This is a genomic window from Arthrobacter sp. KNU-44, assembly GCF_051843155.1.
Taxonomy (GTDB): Bacteria; Actinomycetota; Actinomycetes; order Actinomycetales; family Micrococcaceae; genus Arthrobacter.
On record NZ_JBPXNG010000002.1, the window covers coordinates 367,837 to 384,834 of the forward strand.

Annotated in this window: 16 protein-coding genes; all 16 read right to left on the minus strand. The window is 63.7% G+C overall.

The genetic code is table 11. The annotated features are described in order from the left end of the window. Positions 1-8: 8 nt before the first annotated feature. Complete coding sequence (locus tag ACSVHC_RS02510) at positions 9-935, minus strand: RluA family pseudouridine synthase (protein WP_437773214.1); 927 nt, start codon at positions 933-935, stop codon at positions 9-11. Beyond that, the gene (gene lspA / locus ACSVHC_RS02515) at positions 928-1,530 is read right to left on the minus strand and encodes a signal peptidase II (RefSeq protein WP_437773213.1); all 603 of its coding nucleotides are present in this window, start codon (positions 1,528-1,530) and stop codon (positions 928-930) included. The genes ACSVHC_RS02510 and lspA overlap by 8 nt, the downstream gene beginning before the upstream one ends. A gap of 92 nt (positions 1,531-1,622) precedes the next feature. Next, positions 1,623-2,303 (minus strand): DivIVA domain-containing protein, encoded by a 681-nt coding sequence (locus ACSVHC_RS02520; RefSeq protein ID WP_437773212.1) that lies wholly within the window; start codon positions 2,301-2,303, stop codon positions 1,623-1,625. Positions 2,304-2,467: 164 nt separating this feature from the next. Further along, positions 2,468-2,755: a YggT family protein gene (locus tag ACSVHC_RS02525; protein WP_437773211.1), complete on the minus strand. Its 288-nt coding sequence runs from the start codon at positions 2,753-2,755 to the stop codon at positions 2,468-2,470. A gap of 104 nt (positions 2,756-2,859) precedes the next feature. Further along, positions 2,860-3,390: a cell division protein SepF gene (locus ACSVHC_RS02530; RefSeq protein WP_345446866.1), complete on the minus strand. Its 531-nt coding sequence runs from the start codon at positions 3,388-3,390 to the stop codon at positions 2,860-2,862. An 88-nt stretch (positions 3,391-3,478) separates the two neighbouring features. Next, entirely contained in the window at positions 3,479-4,228 is a 750-nt protein-coding gene (locus tag ACSVHC_RS02535; protein ID WP_437773210.1) for a YggS family pyridoxal phosphate-dependent enzyme, read from the minus strand. Continuing rightward, positions 4,221-4,916: a purine nucleoside phosphorylase YfiH/LACC1 family protein gene (locus tag ACSVHC_RS02540; RefSeq protein ID WP_437773209.1), complete on the minus strand. Its 696-nt coding sequence runs from the start codon at positions 4,914-4,916 to the stop codon at positions 4,221-4,223. The genes ACSVHC_RS02535 and ACSVHC_RS02540 overlap by 8 nt, the downstream gene beginning before the upstream one ends. Before the next feature lie 38 nt (positions 4,917-4,954). Then, positions 4,955-6,184, minus strand: coding sequence for a cell division protein FtsZ (gene ftsZ, locus ACSVHC_RS02545; RefSeq protein WP_236816900.1), 1,230 nt, complete (start codon positions 6,182-6,184; stop codon positions 4,955-4,957). 215 nt (positions 6,185-6,399) lie between these two features. Further along, positions 6,400-7,239 (minus strand): cell division protein FtsQ/DivIB, encoded by an 840-nt coding sequence (locus ACSVHC_RS02550; RefSeq protein ID WP_437773208.1) that lies wholly within the window; start codon positions 7,237-7,239, stop codon positions 6,400-6,402. Then, positions 7,232-8,605 carry a UDP-N-acetylmuramate--L-alanine ligase gene (gene murC / locus ACSVHC_RS02555; RefSeq protein WP_437773207.1) on the minus strand — a complete coding sequence of 458 codons (1,374 nt, stop codon included), beginning with the start codon at positions 8,603-8,605 and terminating at the stop codon, positions 7,232-7,234. Before murC ends, ACSVHC_RS02550 begins: the two co-directional genes overlap by 8 nt. Next, positions 8,602-9,708: an undecaprenyldiphospho-muramoylpentapeptide beta-N-acetylglucosaminyltransferase gene (gene murG, locus ACSVHC_RS02560; protein WP_437773206.1), complete on the minus strand. Its 1,107-nt coding sequence runs from the start codon at positions 9,706-9,708 to the stop codon at positions 8,602-8,604. The genes murC and murG overlap by 4 nt, the downstream gene beginning before the upstream one ends. Positions 9,709-9,712: 4 nt before the next feature. Beyond that, complete coding sequence (ftsW, locus tag ACSVHC_RS02565) at positions 9,713-11,017, minus strand: putative lipid II flippase FtsW (protein WP_437773205.1); 1,305 nt, start codon at positions 11,015-11,017, stop codon at positions 9,713-9,715. A 2-nt stretch (positions 11,018-11,019) separates the two neighbouring features. Continuing rightward, positions 11,020-12,621 carry a UDP-N-acetylmuramoyl-L-alanine--D-glutamate ligase gene (gene murD, locus ACSVHC_RS02570; protein WP_437773204.1) on the minus strand — a complete coding sequence of 534 codons (1,602 nt, stop codon included), beginning with the start codon at positions 12,619-12,621 and terminating at the stop codon, positions 11,020-11,022. After that, positions 12,603-13,712: a phospho-N-acetylmuramoyl-pentapeptide-transferase gene (gene mraY / locus ACSVHC_RS02575; protein ID WP_437773203.1), complete on the minus strand. Its 1,110-nt coding sequence runs from the start codon at positions 13,710-13,712 to the stop codon at positions 12,603-12,605. Before mraY ends, murD begins: the two co-directional genes overlap by 19 nt. Next, the gene (locus ACSVHC_RS02580; protein ID WP_437773202.1) at positions 13,709-15,199 is read right to left on the minus strand and encodes a UDP-N-acetylmuramoyl-tripeptide--D-alanyl-D-alanine ligase; all 1,491 of its coding nucleotides are present in this window, start codon (positions 15,197-15,199) and stop codon (positions 13,709-13,711) included. The genes mraY and ACSVHC_RS02580 overlap by 4 nt, the downstream gene beginning before the upstream one ends. Positions 15,200-15,205: 6 nt before the next feature. After that, positions 15,206-16,843 (minus strand): UDP-N-acetylmuramoyl-L-alanyl-D-glutamate--2,6-diaminopimelate ligase, encoded by a 1,638-nt coding sequence (locus tag ACSVHC_RS02585; protein ID WP_437773201.1) that lies wholly within the window; start codon positions 16,841-16,843, stop codon positions 15,206-15,208. Positions 16,844-16,998 lie beyond the last annotated feature (155 nt).

Sequence of the window (16,998 nt, forward strand, 5' to 3'; positions counted from 1 at the left end):
GGATCCGCCTATGCGTTACCGCTTTCAAGGAGCTCCAGCGCGTACTGCAGGTCCGCCGGATACTCGCTGGTGACTTCCACCCATTCGCCGGTCCGGGGGTGGTTGAAGCCAAGCCGCCGCGCGTGCAGCCACTGCCGGGTAAGACCCAGGTTGGCAGCCAAACGCGGGTCCGCCCCATAGGTCAGATCGCCCGCGCAAGGGTGCCTGAGGGCCGAGAAATGAACCCGGATCTGGTGTGTCCTGCCTGTCTCAAGGTGAATTTCCACGAGGGTCGCCTTGCCGTAGGCCTCGAGGACTTCGTAGTGCGTCACGGAGGGACGGCCATCCTCGATCACCGCGAAACGCCAATCATGCCCCGGGTGGCGCCCGATGGGCGCGTCTATGGTGCCCTCCAGTGGATCCGGCAGGCCCTGGACCACTGCGTGGTACACCTTCTCCACCGTGCGTTCCTTGAAGGCCCGCTTGAGCACCGTGTAAGCCTGTTCGCTCTTGGCCACGACCATGACGCCGGAGGTTCCGACGTCGAGACGATGGACGATGCCGGCACGTTCAGGCGCGCCGGACGTTGAGATCCGGTATCCCGCACCGGCAAGGCCACCCACCACGGTAGGGCCGACCCAACCCGGGGACGGGTGCGCCGCCACGCCAACAGGCTTGTCGATGACGACAAAGTCGTCATCGTCCAACAGGATATTCAGGCCTTCCACGACTTCCTCCACGACTTCCAAGGGATCCCGGCGTTCCGGAACGGTGACTTCCAGCACGGACCCGGCAACGAGTTTCGCCGATTTGCCCAGCGTGCTTGCCGAGATGGTGACGTTCCCCTCGGCGATCAGCAAGGCGGCCGCGGAGCGGGAGATATCCATCAGTTTCGCCAAGCCTGCGTCGGCCCTGGCCCCGCCCAACTCATCAGGCACCACGAATTGCTCAGACATCGCCCGGATCCTCACCCTCCGGCGTGCCGGACTTGTCGGGCACCGAATCGGCGGAGTGGTGGCGGGAGCCATCGAGCCCGATCCCCCGCAAAGTCAGCAGGCAGATAATCACGACGCTGGAAACCACCGCAGAGTCGGCGATGTTGAAAATAGCGAAGTTGGGCAACTGGATGAAGTCCACGACGTGGCCCATGGCAAAGGATGGCTCGCGGAAAAGACGGTCCGTGAGGTTTCCGAGCGCACCACCGAGCAGCAGGCCGAGTGCCAAGGACCACCAGACTGACCCCAATCGACGCACTTGGAAAAGGATCACCACTGAAACGGCCGCCATGACGATCGTGAAGACCCAGGTGACGTTTTCACCGATAGAGAACGCAGCGCCCGAGTTTCGGATGTAGTACCAGTGCAGGAGAGGAGGAAGGACGGGGATCCGCTCGCCTTCAACCATGGTGCTGGTGACCCAGAGTTTGGTCAGTTGATCGAAGGCGTACGCGAACACGGCGAAGCCTGCAAAGACCCAAAGCAGTGCGGGACGCCACGTATGGGCTTTGATGCGGACGGGCTCCGTAGTGCCGTCAGTTTGTTCGTCGCTCATAGTACTTTCATTCGGTAACCGTGGCTTCTGCGCCTTAACAGGCGAAAGCCGGTGGCCGAGGAATCCCCAGCCACCGGCTTTCAGAATACTTGCTAGACCTCTGCGGCGGCTTCGCCGACCTCAGGAGCCGCAACTGAGCCGCGGGCATCCAGGTCACGCAGCTGGCCTTCGATGTAGGCCTTCAGGCGGGAGCGGTAGTCGCGCTCGAAGCCGCGGAGCTGCTCCACCTTGCGTTCGAGAACGCTGCGCTGCTGCTCGAGGGCACCGAGGATCTTGCGGGACTTGTCCTGCGCGTCGTTGACGAGGCTGGAAGCTTCGATCTGTGCCTCGGCAATGATCTTTTCCTTCTGCTGCTCACCATCGGCCACGTGCTTGTCGTGCATCTGCTGAGCCATGGCCAGCAGACCGGCTGCGGACTCGGCGGAGGGCGAGCCGGCCGAAGGTGCGGCCGGAACAGGAGCGGCGGCAACAGCCGGCTCCTTCTTCTTCTCAGCCTCGGCCTTAGCTTCGGCTTCCGCCTTCGCCTGTGCGTCCTTGTCGGCCTTCACGGGCGCGGGCACCTTCTCGACCACTGGTGCCGATGCCGCGCTGGCAGCCACCGGGTTTCCGGCTTCGCCGAGCTTCTTGCGCAGCTCGTCGTTCTCTTGGTTCAAACGCCTCAGCTCGACGACGATTTCGTCGAGAAAGTCGTCGACCTCGTCTTGGTCGTAGCCTTCGCGGAACTTGGTCGGCTGAAAGCGCTTGTTGACAACGTCTTCTGGCGTCAAAGCCATCTGGTCACCTCGTTGGTCTAGTTAGTCAGTAGGCCTTCCGGCCGTTCAAAACTACGGTACCTAAATATCATCTGATTCCCCCAATTCAACACCATCGTGTTGGGTCGGAGATTGCAGCCCACTCGCCGATGAAACAGATTGACGGAAAATGGCCTGCGGAAAAGCTACGCCAGCGTGTAGACGAATCCCATCGCGATGCTGACGACAATAAACACGATGAGGAATGCCAGGTCAAGGGACACCCCACCAAGCTGCAGCGGCGGGATCAGCCGGCGGATCCGTTTCAAGGGCGGATCAGTCACGGAATAGACCACGTGCGCGGCAACCAAGGCTCCGCCACGGGGGCGCCACTGCCGCGCAAACATCTGCACCAGATCGAAAACGAGCCTGATGACGAGGGTGACCAGGAACAGCAGCAATGCAATGTACAAAAGGCCGAAAACTATGCCCACGGGTTAGCTCAGATCTCCTAGTTCGCCACTTTTCTCGGTCAGTCCCTCTATTCCAACACAGATGCCAGGCAGATCGCTCTGCCTGGCATCCCGTGATGACTGTGCTAGCTCTGGTTGAAGAACGTTGCTTGGGCTTCGCTGACCTTCTTGTCGTCGCCAAGAACTTCGACGTACGACGGCGACAACAGGAAAACCTTGCTGGTGACGCGCTCAATGCTGCCATGGAGTCCGAAGACCAACCCGGCGGAAAAATCGACGAGGCGCTTGGCATCTCCCTCGCCCATGTCGGTGACGTTCATGATCACGGGGATGCCGTCCCGGAAACTTTCGCCGATGATCTTGGCGTCATTGTAGGAACGGGGATGGACGGTGGTGATCTGCCTCAGTCCGGAGGCGTCTTCGCGGCTAGATGCCGCACGCTTGATAGGTGTCACGGGTGCGCGGTATTCCTCTTCGGCGACAGGGGGGACTTCACGAACTACTTCACGTACAGGTGCAGGGGCGCGGCGCTCTTCACGATTGTGGTCAACAGACCGGTCCTCGTCCGCGTGCTGCATGTGCTGCTCAGACTCGTAGTGTTCATCGCCATCGGCGAGCCCAAGATAAACCATTGTCTTGCGCAATGCGCCAGCCATGCTGGACTCCTATCGTGTCTGCAGTAGGCGGGCCGCCCATGACTTGACATCGCTGAAATCCCGGCCCGTCGCTTCCAATACTTTGACGCTACCCCACCCGCGGACGCGAACCGAGAATATCCGAGCCAATTCGCAGGTGTGTCGCACCAAATTGAACGGCAGCTTCGAGGTCCTGGCTCATCCCGGCGGATATCCCCACGGCGTCCGGATGCAGCCTCCGCAAATCCCGTGAAATGTCGGCGAGTTTCTCGAACGCTTCCTCCGGAGGCGCGCCGAGCGGCGCGACGGCCATCACTCCGGCCAGGCGCAGCCCGGCGGCGGTAGCGATGGATTCAGCGAGGCGCTCGACGTCGGACGGAGCGGCACCGCCGCGGTGGGCGCCGCCCTCGTCCTCAAGGCTGACCTGGATGTAGCAGTCAAGGTCCTGCCTGCCGGATTCGGATTGCTGGCGCGCTACAGCCTTGGCAAGGGCCTCGGCGAGTTGCGGACGGTCGATCGATTGCACGGAAAACGCGTATTTCGCTACGGATTTGGCCTTGTTGCTTTGCAGTTGACCGATGAAGTGCCAACGCACCGGGAGTCCGGCCAGCTCGGCAGACTTCGCGGCCGCTTCCTGGTCGCGGTTTTCGCCGACGTCGGTCACGCCAAGTGCCGCCAGCCGGGCTACGTCCGCTGCGGGATGGAACTTGCTGACGACTATCAGTTGCGGCTCGTCGCTTCGCCCGGCCGCCGCGGTTGCCGCCGAAATCCGTTGGCGGACCGCGGCGAGCCGTTCGCGCAGCTCGGCGGTCCGTGGATCGCCCGCGGCGCTTTCCGCTGTCGGGAAATTCTCACTCATGCGTCCACACCAAACCTGCAAATCGGCCCGTTTGCTGATTGCGCCTATACGAGTAAAGCCGAGCAGTCTCCAGCGTGCACTCCCCCGAGTACTCGACCGTGACGCCGAGGGCCTCCAGCTGGGCGCGCACACCGGCGGGCAGATCCAGTGCGGGCGTACCCCAGGAGGTGGTGGACCAGGTTTCCGGGACCGCGGCAGCTACGTCCGTCCGCAATTGTTCGGGAACTTCGTAGCATTCACCGCAGATGGAAGGGCCCACCCAGGCGCTGATGGTCGCCGCACCGTGGCTTCGCATATTGACCACAGTGGCCGAAACGATGTCCGCGGCAACCCCGGGCCGGCCGGCGTGGACCACAGCAAGAACCGGATCGGATTCGTCCTCCACGTCGCCCAATAGCACGACGGGGACACAATCGGCCACCATCACCGCAAGAGGCTGTCCCCTGGACACCATGGCGTCGGCCGTTGGGCCGTCCCCGTGCACTGAGATGAATTCGACGGCTTTTCCGTGGACCTGGTTCATGTATTGGAAATGGCGTTCGCCGAGCCCCGCTGCTGCTTCCAGCCGGACCCGGCGCGCCATGACATCGTCAGGATTGTCCGCCACGTGCAGTGCAAGGTTGCCCGCATCGTCATCGGAGAAGGCAACCGAAATTCCGGGCCGCACTTCTTTTTGCCACCAAAACACTACTGGCTAACTCTCCTGGGTGGGTTTGAACAGACCTGCTACTTCAGGAAGTCCGGAACATCGAGGTCGTCGGTGCGGCTTCCCGAAAGGTCCGGTTCGACGACGGCCGGGAGGTCGACGTCGAAGCCCGAGTCAGCCGGCAATGCCGAAGGGCGCTGCTGGCCCCAGTTGCTCAAGCCGGAAGCCCCGACGCCGGCGGAAACGTGCTGCGGCGCGGAATAGGCCGGTGCAGCTGAGGGTGCAGGACGATCCGGGGCCGCCGGGGCCTGGTGCTGACCGGGCTGCTGGGCAGCAGACTGGTTCATTGACGGTGATGTGGCCTTGACGTCGTCAAAACCAGCGGCGATGACCGTGACCCGTGCTTCGTCACCCAGGGCGTCGTCAATGACGGCACCGAAGATGATGTTGGCTTCGGGGTGGGCCACTTCCTGCACGAGCCTTGCGGCTTCGTTGATTTCGAACAGACCCAGGTCCGAACCGCCCTGGATGGAGAGCAGGACGCCGTGGGCGCCATCGATCGACGCTTCCAGCAGGGGCGAAGCGATGGCGAGTTCTGCGGCCTTGACAGCGCGGTCCTCGCCGCGCGCTGAGCCGATACCCATCAGCGCGGAGCCTGCGCCCTGCATGACCGACTTGACGTCGGCGAAGTCGAGGTTGATCAGGCCCGGGGTGGTGATGAGGTCCGTGATGCCTTGGACACCGGACAGGAGTACTTGGTCAGCGGAACGGAAAGCGTCCAGGACGGAGACGTTACGGTCGCTGATGGACAGGAGGCGGTCGTTGGGAATGACGATGAGGGTATCGACTTCGTCGCGCAGGGCGTCGATTCCAGCCTCGGCCGAACCGGCGCGCCGGCGGCCTTCGAAGGTGAAGGGCCGCGTGACAACACCGATGGTCAGGGCGCCGAGCGAGCGGGCGATCCGGGCCACGACGGGGGCGCCGCCGGTTCCGGTGCCGCCGCCTTCGCCTGCGGTGACGAAGACCATGTCGGCTCCGCGGATAACCTCTTCGATCTCATCGGCGTGGTCCTCGGCTGCCTGGCGTCCGACGTCGGGGTTGGCGCCGGCTCCCAGACCGCGTGTGAGCTCGCGTCCGACGTCAAGCTTGACGTCGGCGTCGCTCATGAGGAGAGCCTGGGCATCGGTGTTGATGGCGATGAACTCGACGCCGCGAAGGCCGACTTCGATCATTCGGTTAACTGCATTCACGCCACCGCCGCCGATGCCGACGACCTTGATGACGGCCAAGTAATTCTGCGGTGCTGCCACGTTTCGTGCCCCTTGCTTGTGTCCTATAGCGAAACAGATCGAGTCCAACTTGAATTCTTGGACCTTAACCCTCTAGTTGAAGGTTATAGTTATGTCAAGTAACTCCTAAGTGACGGTATGGGCTATGAATCCGACATTCAATGACCGACTCCGCGTGTCGTGTGAAAGTCCGAAAAATAGCCCTGTGCGTCAGTGAGGTTACTTCCTGAAATGGCCTATTTGGTGAACGGGTGCCTCGGTGCGCTGACATCGTAGACATTCACCGGAACTTTTGGATTGGCGGGAGCCTTGAGCAACGCCTGAAGGACGCGCGCCTTCAGCTCCTTCTCGTCCGCATTCCCCCACACAACGATCTTGCCGTCCGTGAGCTTGAGCTCGACGGCGTCCGGCGACGAGGCCGACGCGCTGGCCATCTTGGCCAGGACATCCGCCGGCAGGGTCGCAAGAACTGCAGTGATCGCCCGGAAGAGATTCTGGTTGGCTCCTTGTCCGTCGATGAGGGGCAAGGCAACCGATGCGGTATCGGCGGTTGATCCGAGCTGGACGCCGTCGACGTCAACCAGTGAATAGTTGTCGCCGCTCTTGACCAGGGCCACGGGTACCCGTTCGACGACGTGGACCAAGAGCTCCGACGGAGGGCGGGCTTCGGTACTGACGGAGCGCACCTGGACAAGGGGCTTGAGCAGCGCGGCAATCTCGGCGTCGCTGATTTGTGGAAGGGGTTTTCCCTTCACCGGTTCCAGGGCCTTCTGGACGCTCCCCGCCTGGAGCAGCTTGGTGCCGTCGACCGTCACCGTGCGCACGGCGAAGACCGGCGAGTAGATCGCCGCAACGATTATTCCGGCGACCAGCGCCACAATAATGGCCAAGGCCGTGATCACCGTCCGGCGCCGCTTGCGTCCCTTGGGCTCGGGAAAGGCCAGCACATTGTTGTCCTTGCCGCCGGCGGACCCCGAAGGGCCCCCGACGGGATCGTCGAGGCTGCGTTCAGCACTGACGACTCCGGGCCGGGTGCCCGCCTGCGGCTTGAAAGTGGGCTTCCGGGTGTCAGCCACCCAACAGCTCCACGATCCGGGGCCCGTAGGCCGTCACGTCGCCGGCTCCCACGGTCAGGACGATGTCACCCTCGCCGGCCGCGGAAAGAACCGCGTCCAGGGCATCCTGTCCGCCGGCCACGAGCCTGCCGCTCTTGAGGCGCCCCGTGATCAAGGTGCTCGTGACTCCTGGAATGGGATCCTCGCGGGCAGGGTAGATGTCCAGCACGAGGGCCGTATCCGCCTCGCCAAGCGCCTCTGCGAACTGTTCCGCGAACTCGCGGGTGCGCGAAAACAGGTGGGGCTGGAAGAGCACGTGAACCTTGTTGCCGCCTGCCACGGAGCGTGCAGCGGACAAGGCGGCCCGGACTTCCGTGGGGTGGTGGGCGTAGTCGTCGTAGACACGCACGCCCCTCCCCTGTCCTTTGAACTCGAATCGGCGCGATGCTCCGGTGAAATGGCCGAGGGCGGCCGCGGCAGCCTGGGGCGCCACGCCGAGCTCGACTGCGACGCCGAACGCGGCCGCCGCGTTCAACGCGTTGTGCCGCCCGGGCACTTGAAGGTCAAGTCGGTATTCCTGCCCGTCGACAGAAACCAGGACGTCGCCGGGTCCCCCATCGTGTAGGCGGATATCCGCGTCCTCCGCGGTCCCGTAGCTCAGCACCCGGGTATTTCCCTCAGCGCGGGTCCGTTCCGCAAGGGCCCGGGCGCCGTCGTCGTCCGCGCAGGCGAAAAGAACGCCGTTGGCGGGCAGGAGTGCCGCGAAGCTGTCGAAAGAGGCGTAGACAGCCTCAGGCGTGCCGTAGTAGTCGAGGTGGTCGGCCTCGACGTTGGTGACGACGGCGATGAGGGGCCGGTAGTTAAGGAAGGAACCGTCCGATTCATCGGCTTCGGCGACGAAGATGTCCGAGGTGCCGTGCGCTGCGTTGACACCGAGGGCGGGTACGTTGGCGCCGATGGCGAAGGACGGATCAAGGCCCGCTTCCTTGAGCAACACGGCAACCATTGAGGTGGTGGTGGACTTGCCATGCGTGCCGGCCACGGTCACCACACGGTCTGCGCCCATGGTCGCCGCGAGGGCCTCCGAGCGGTGGAGCACCGGAAGGCCGGCCGCCCGGGCCGCTTCCAGCTCCGGATTGTCCGCCCTGATGGCCGAACCCGCGACGACGGTCTGCGCGTCACGAAGATTTTCCGCAGCGTAGCCGACTGCGATGCGGGCCCCCGCGGACCCGAGGTCGTGCATGACGGGAAGGTCCTTGGCGTCGGAACCGCTCACCGGAACGCCCCTGGCCACCATGATGCGTGCGACGGCGGACATGCCCACGCCGCCGATGCCGATGAAATGGACCCTGCCGAGGGAATCGATGTCTGCGAGGGGCTGAGTCATTCGGTTACCGCTTCCAAGACGAGATCGGCCATCCGCCGATCAGCATTTCTGATGCCAAGTTCCTTAGCCTTGCTCGCCATATCCTCAAGGCGGGCTTGATCCGTGAGCAACGGAATCAACTCTGCCTTGAGCCATTCCGCGGTCAGGTCCCGGTCGTCGACCAAAAGCGCCGCCCCGGCTTTGACCAGCGCGGAGGCGTTCATTGCCTGCTCGCCGTTTCCGATGGGCAGCGGAACGAAGACCGCAGGGAGCCCGACGGCGGCCACCTCGCTGACAGTTGCCGCGCCGGATCGGGCAAGGAGGACGTCTGCGGCCGCGTAGACGTTTTCCATGCCGTCCACGTATTCCACCTGGTGGTAGCCGTCGGCAGCCAAGGGGGCGCCGTCGTCGTTCGTCACTGCCTTGCCGCGGCCGGTGATGTGCAGTGTCTGGATACCGGCTTCCGACAAAGCGGCGACGGCTCCGGCAATGGTCAGGTTGATGCTCTGGGCGCCGGAGGAACCGCCCGTCACGACGAGTGCGGGCTGTCCGGCGTCAAGACCGAGCGACTGCCTGGCGTCCGCGCGCCAAGCCGCCCGGTCCAAACCGGCGATTGCCTTGCGCATGGGCATCCCCACGTGCCGGGCGTGCCGTAGCCGGGTCTCGGGGAAGGCCACACCCACATATTTGGTGAACATCGCTCCTACCCGGTTGGCAAGCCCGGCGCGCGTGTTGGCCTCGTGGATGACGATCGGGATCCTGCGACGCCACGCCGCGAGGTACATGGGAGTGCAGACATAGCCGCCGACGCCGAGGAGGACGTCCGCCTGCGCGTCGTCGAGAATGCGCCCCGCTTGCTTGACGGCGGCCGCGAGCCTGCCGGGCAGTTTGAGCAGATCCGCGGAAGGCTTCCTGGGAAACGGAACCCGGTCGATGGTGGCCAACTCGTAGCCGGCAGCCGGAACGAGGCGCGTTTCCATGCCGTTGGGTGTGCCGACGGCAAGGATCCTGGCATCGGGCCGCAGCGACTTGATGGCATCGGCAATGGCAAGCAAGGGGCTGATGTGTCCGGCGGTCCCGCCGCCGGCGAGGACCACGGAGAGGGGCTTGGGCTGGGAATTCATGGAGCTATGTACGCTTTCGTGCAGTTTTCGCAAATCGCCAGCGCGGCTTGGAGCGGCTGGCAGGAGCCATTTGGGCGCGGGCCAAAGACAACACTACGCCCACGCCGCATAGCGACATCACCAACGCTGAACCGCCATAGGAAATGAAAGGCAGCGGCACTCCGATCACGGGGAGCAGGCCTGCCACCATCGCCATGTTGATCGCGGCCTGTCCAAGCATCCACGCCATGATCGATCCGCCGAGCACCCGGGCGAACAAGTCTTCCTGGTGGCTGACGACCCGGTAGATAGCAACGGCGAGCAAGGCAAAAAGCACCAGGACCACGATCGTCCCCACGAGCCCGAGTTCTTCCCCGATGACAGCGAAGATGAAGTCGTTGTGGGCTTCGGGAATCCACTGGTATTTTTGCCGGCTCTGGCCAAGTCCAACACCTAGCCAACCTCCCGAGGCAAGGGCGCTGAGCCCCTGTTCGCTTTGGAATCCGATGTCGCTTGCCCCTGCGCAGCTCTGCCCCATCCACGAGGTGATCCGGCACATTCGGTTTCCACTCGTAAACGCCAGGATCAGGGCGGCAGCAGCGGCGACACCACCGGCCGCAGCGAAAAGCTTCAGGTTGACGCCGCCGAAAAACAATCCCGCGGCCATGATGAGCATGACCACCAGCGAGGTGCCTAGGTCATGTCCCAGGACAATCAAGGTGATGATGGCGCCGGAGACCGGCACGACAGGGATCAGCGCGTGCATCCATTTGTCAAGAAGTTTTGCCTTGACGGAAAGAACCGTGGCCATCCAGAGCACCAGCGCGAACTTGGCGTACTCCGATGGCTGGAAGGTGAAGCCACCGATCTCGATCCAGTTCTGGTTGCCCAGAACACGTTTGCCGATGACCAGGACCAGCACCAGCAAGGCGCCGGCAAGAATGATCGAGGGCCATGCGAATCGCTTAAGCCACAGGACGTTGACCCGCGAAAGCACCAGCATCGCAACGATGCCGATCGCGGCGAACATGCCTTGCTTGGTGGCGATGGAGTACGGCGATTCGCCGGCCGCAATCGCTTCGACGCTCGACGCCGACAGGACCATGATGATCCCGATGGCCGTCAGGGCAAGCGAAGCACCCAGAATCAAGTAGTAGGTTGACCCGCCGCTCGACTTTCCGCTTCCTTCGAGGGTCGACCAAAACCCGGAAATCCCCGAGCGGATGCGGGACGGCAGCGAGGGCCGCGCCACGCCTGCCGCGCGTCCGGCGGGGTCTGCCTTGCCGGCCCGGGTCCGCCCGGGCCCGCTGCGCGTGGGCGTGCTGACCATTGTTACTCCTCGGTGGTCTGTGCCTGGCCTTCCACAAGCTCGCGCACTGCCCGGATGAAAGCATCGCCACGGTGAGCGTAGGAAGAGAACTGGTCCATGGAGGCAGCCGCCGGGGCCATCAGCACGGTATCGCCGGGCTCGGCGATACTAGCTGCCGACTCGACAGCATGGGCCATCACGGTGTCGCCGAAGATCGGAGACGGTTCCGCGGCGGTACCAGCTGAATCGGCGGACTGCACCATTTCAGTGTCGCCCTTGGGCTGCCCGATTACGGGCACATCCGCTGCGTGTCGCTTGAGGGAGGCTTCCAGGTCCGCGGTGTCCGAGCCGATCAGCACCACCGCTTTGAGCCTGCGCGCGTTGCTTTTGACCAAGTCGTCGTAGTTGACGCCCTTGGACAGACCGCCGGCGATCCAGACGACCCGATCGAACGCCGACAGGGCCGCAGAAGCAGCATGCGGATTGGTCGCCTTCGAGTCGTTGACCCAGAGGACGCCGTTCTGCCTGGCCACAGGCTGGATACGGTGATTTCCGGGGAGATAGTTCCTGAGCCCCTCACGCACTGCGGCCGGTTCGACGCCGTAGGCGCGCACCAGTGCGGCGGCGGCCAGCGCGTTCGCAACCATGTGTCGCGGCGCAGCCGTGCCCAGGTCGGCCAGGGACGCGAGTTCCTCTGCGGAACTCTTGCGCTCTTCGATGAACGCCCGGTCCACGAGCAAGCCCTCGACCACGCCGAGCATGCTGATGGCCGGAGTCAAGGTGGTGAAGCCGATCGCCCGGCAACCCTCGACGACGTCGGCGTTTTCCACCATGCGTTCGGTCTCGATCTGCTCGGCGTTGTAGATGCACGCCTTCTGGGTATTCTCGAAGATCTTTGCCTTGTCCGCGAGGTAGGACTCGTAGGAGCCGTGCCAGTCGACGTGGTCCTCGGCGACGTTGAGGCAGACGCTCGCCACCGGGGAGAGCGATTCGATCCAGTGCAATTGGAAGCTGGAAAGCTCAACCGCGAAAGCGTCGTACTCCACAGGGTCACGGAGTGCGTCCAGGATGGGGGTGCCGACATTCCCCACGGCGATTGCCTTGAGCCCTGCTGCCTGCAGCATGGCTTCGGTCATGCCCACCGTCGTGGTTTTGCCGTTGGTACCCGTGATCGTGAGCCAGTCCGCCGTCTTGCGGCCCTTGCGTTCGCGCACCCGCCAGGCGAGCTCGACGTCGCCCCACACCGGTACGTGGGCCCTTTTGGCAGCTGCCAGGAGGGACTGATCCGGCCGCCAGCCCGGCGACGTCACGACGAGTTCGGGCTTTTCACCGTCCACGCGGGGCAGCGTTTTGACGGCGTCCTGTCCGAGGAGGACGTCGGCAGCGCCGACAATCTTCAAGGTGTCCGCCTGTGCTAGGGCTTTAGCGCTCGTGGCAGCATCAACAACCACCACCCGGGCGCCGAGTTCGATCAAGGTATCGGCGGCCGCGAAACCGGAGACGCCGATGCCGGTCACGACGACGCGCAGGCCCTTCCAGTCGGAATCCCAACTGACGAGGTTCTCGAGCCGGTCGTTGGCAGAAGGCTTGGTTTGAGGACTTGCGCTCACAGCAGCACCACCCATTCAGCATAGAAAATCCCAAGGCCAGCGGCCACGAACAAGCCACAAAGAATCCAGAATCGGACAACCACCGTGATCTCGGCCCAGCCCTTGAGTTCGAAATGATGCTGAAGGGGCGCCATTTTGAAGACCCGCTTACCCTTGGTGAGCTTGAAGTAGCCCACCTGGATGATGACTGACAGCGTGATGAGGACGAAAAGCCCACCGATGATGCCCAAAAGAAGTTCGGTGCGGGAGAGGATCGCAAAGCCGGCCACCGCCCCGCCGATCGCCAGGGAACCGGTGTCTCCCATGAAGATCTTCGCCGGAGACGTGTTCCACCAGAGGAAGCCCACCAGCGCGGCACTGCAAATAGCTGCCAGGAGCGCCAGATCGAGCGGGTCGCGGACCGAATAGCAGCCGCTGCCCGCCTCGCGGGGTGAACCGCACGCCTGGTTGTTCTGCCAGATTCCCATGAGTGTGTACGCCCCGAAGACCATGATGGAGGCACCGGCGGCAAGGCCGTCCAGTCCGTCCGTCAGGTTGACGCCGTTGGTTGCCGCAGTGACGATCAGGTTCGACCAGATGACAAACAGGATGGCTCCGAGGACGGTGCCCCCGAAGGCCAGGTTCAGCCAGGGAATGTCCCGCACAAGGGAAATATGGGTGGAGGCCGGCGTGATCCCCTGCGAGTCGGGGAAGTTCAGGACGAGTACTGCGAAGACAATGCCGACAAATGCTTGGAGAATCAGCTTGGCCTTGGCATTGAGTCCGAGGCTGCGTTGCTTGGAAATCTTGATGAAATCGTCGAGGAAACCAACGAATCCCATTCCCACCATCAGGAACAACAAGAGCAAGCCCGAGGCCGACGGGCCCGGTGATCGCGGGTTCATCATCCACATGATCAGGTGGGTCAACCCATAGCTGATGAGTACGGCGGCCACCACGACCGTCCCGCCCATGGTGGGAGTACCGCGCTTGGTGTGGTGCGAGGTGGGTCCGTCGTCGCGGATGAACTGGCCGTATCCCTTGGTGACGAGGAACCGGATGAAGAGTGGCGTTCCGACCAAGGCCACCAGGAGGGCCACGCCCGCGCCGATCAACAGTGCAATCACAGCAGCTCGTTCCCTTCATTGGCGGCAGTTGCAGCCGCGGTGTTCGCACTCGTACCGGCCTGTGGAGGTAATGCTATCCGATCCCCCAAATGCCTTAAGCCGACCCCGTTCGAGGACTTGAAAAGCACCAAGTCGCCTGGTTTGAGCTCGGCCTGCAGCAGTTCGTAGGCCTCGTCGGCCGTTTCAGCGAAAATGCATTCGTCGCCCCAGGAGCCTTCCTGGATCGCGGAAATGTATAGCGCCCGGGCTTCGCGGCCAACCACCACGAGCCTGGAAATGTTCAAGCGAACCACTTGCGTCCCCACTATGGTGTGTTCGCGGATGGAATCTTCGCCGAGTTCCAACATCGCGCCAAGCACTGCCCAGGTGCGGCGTCCCTGGCCGAGGTCCGCGAGGGTGCGCAAGGCTGCGCGCATGGATTCCGGATTCGCGTTGTACGCGTCGTTGATGATGGTGACGCCGTCTGCCCGCTCAGTGCGTTCCATTCTCCACCGGCTGGCCGGCGACTGCTCGCTCAGCGAGTCGGCGATCCCGGCTGCAGGGAGGCCTGCCGCGAACGCGGCGGCCGCGGCGGCAAGCAGGTTGGTGACGTGGTGCGCACCGATCAGCTTGCTGTGGACGCGATGGGGGACCCCGCCGTCGGGAAGGATGAGTTCGAACTCCGGGTGGCCGTCCTCATCGATATCGGCGTTCCTGGCTTCGACCTCCGAGCCGGAAATGCCAGTAGCGGTGGTTCCTAGCACTTTTGCCTGGGTGCGGGAGACCATCGCCGCGACGCGCGCGTCGTCGAGGTTGATGACGGCGGTTCCGTCCTGCCCCAGCGCTTCGACGAGTTCGCCCTTGGCCTTGGCTATGTTCTCCACCCCACCGAACTCGCCGGCGTGGGCGGTGCCGACGCAAAGAACGACGCCGATGTCCGGTTGGACCATCTCGGCGAGGTATTTGATGTGGCCAATCCCGGTGGCGCCCATTTCGATCACGAGGTAGCGCGTGCCCGCATCGGCTCCGAACACGGTGAGCGGCACGCCGACTTCACCGTTGTACGAACCCTGCGGTGCCACTGTGGCGCCAGCCCGGGAAAGAATGCCCGCGAGCAAGTCCTTGGTAGTTGTCTTGCCCGCCGAGCCTGTGATCCCTATGACAGTGAAGGGCTCCCCCTGGGCCGCACGTGCGGCACGGATGCGGCGCACGGACTCTGCGGCCAGGGCACCCATCGCGATCACGGCGTCATCGACGACGACGGCGGGGTACTGCCGGCCGTCGTCGTCGGAAACGTCGCGCTCGGTCAGCGCCAGGACAGCCCCGCGCTCGAAAGCGGCGCCCACGTAGGCATGGCCGTCAGCGTTCTCACCTGGTTTGGCCACGTACAGCGATCCGGCCGCCGCCTCACGGGAGTCGGTAACGATGGACGCCGGGACAATCCCCGGGTCCGCTGCCAATCGGCCATTGGTAATATCGGCGATCTCCGCCGCAGTAAGTGCAATCATCTCGGTCTAGGACTCTATCCGCTCGTCCGTGGAAACCTTGAATCCCCTGGCTGTCAAGGCCGCCCGCAGTTCCACCCGGTCGTCGAGGGCAAGGTTGACGCCCTTCACTTCCTGCCAGACCTCATGTCCTCGGCCGGCGATCAGGATGATGTCCTTCTCGGTGGCCAGATCCACGGCTTGACGGATGGCGACGTCCCGGGGGTACGCTTCCACGATCTCGCAGTCAAGGTCCTCCGACTCGCGGGCGGCCCGGGCGCCGGCGATGACTTCCGAACGGATCGCCGCAGCGTCTTCGTCATGGGGATCGTCGTCGCTGACAATCACGACGTCGGCGAGCCGGGCAGCTATGGCGCCCATGGTCGGCCTCTTACCCTGGTCGCGCTGTCCTGTGGCGCCGAAAACGACGATCACGCGGGATCCGGGTGTCTTCGGGCGTATCGCGCTCAGGGCGCGCGCCAGCGCGTCCGGGTTGTGCGCGAAATCGACAACCGAAGCCGGGGCATCGGAAATCAGCTGCATCCGGCCGGGCACAGAAACCGTGAAGGGATCGTGGCTGTCCAGGGCCGCCTGAAGCGCCGACCGGTCGATGCCGGAGTCGAGCACCATGATGGTGGCCAGGGCCGCATTGGCGACGTTGAAATCTCCCGGCAATCCGGTATGGACGCGCAGGACCGATCCATCGCGGTGGCGCAATTCGAAGTCTGTTCCAAGTCCGCGTGGTTTGGAAGACCCGACCGTCCAGTCAGCTTCGCTCCCGGCGGTGGCCGACAGCGTGGTCACGGGAATTCCCGCCTCTTCGGCCAGCAAGCGCCCCCACGGATCGTCCACGGTCACTACGGCCCGCCGTGCGCGCGCTCTCGTGAACAGCTCCGCCTTGGTCCGGAAGTATTCGTCCATGCTTCCGTGCAGATCGAGGTGGTCCTGCGTCAGATTGGTGAAGCCGGCAACGTCGAATGTCACCGAGTCGACCCTGTGGAACGAAAGAGCATGGGAGGACACCTCCATGGAAGCCGCCTCCAACCCACGTTCACGCATGAGGGCGAGCAAGGCATGGACGTCCGTTGACTCCGGCGTGGTCAGCAGACTCGGGATGGCCTCGCCCCCCGCAAGAATTTCAATCGTCCCGATCAGGCCGGGATTCATGCCCAGGGCACGGAGCAAGGAGTTGATGAAATACGTCGTCGTTGTTTTGCCGTTCGTACCAGTTACACCGAAAAGCGTGGGCGAAACCCCATCGAGTGGCTGGCTTCGATAAACGAGGGCAGCGAGGGTGCCGACGGCTGCACGGGGATCGCCAACGATCAGCACCGGAACGGCAAGGTCCTCGAGTGCCAATTGACGGGCGCCGTCCTCATCGGTCACGACGGCAACAGCACCGGCCGCCACCGCTTGGGTGACAAAGTCTGCCCCGTGGCGCGTGGCACCGGGCAGGGCCAAGTACAGGTCTCCCGGCTCGACGGTGCGCGAGTTGAGGGACACCCCAGTGACCGACGTACCGGCTGAGTCCGGGGTCAGCGCGATTCCGAGGGACGATGCGATGGCCTCCAGGGCAACCGGCGCCACGACGGCTGGACGGAAGCCGGGTTTGTCCGTAGCCGGCGGGTTCCCTGTAGGGATCGATACGGCATCATTCTGCTCTGACAAGGTGGTCTCCGTTGGTACTCGTAAAACTGGCCGCGCGGGAACCCTTGGGCTCCCGCAAACGGCATGGGTTGATCTAAATGTGGCCGGACAGATGCCCAACAAGCTTACTTGGCGAAACTGAACTACTTGCCGTACTGGCCTTATTTGCAGTCCTG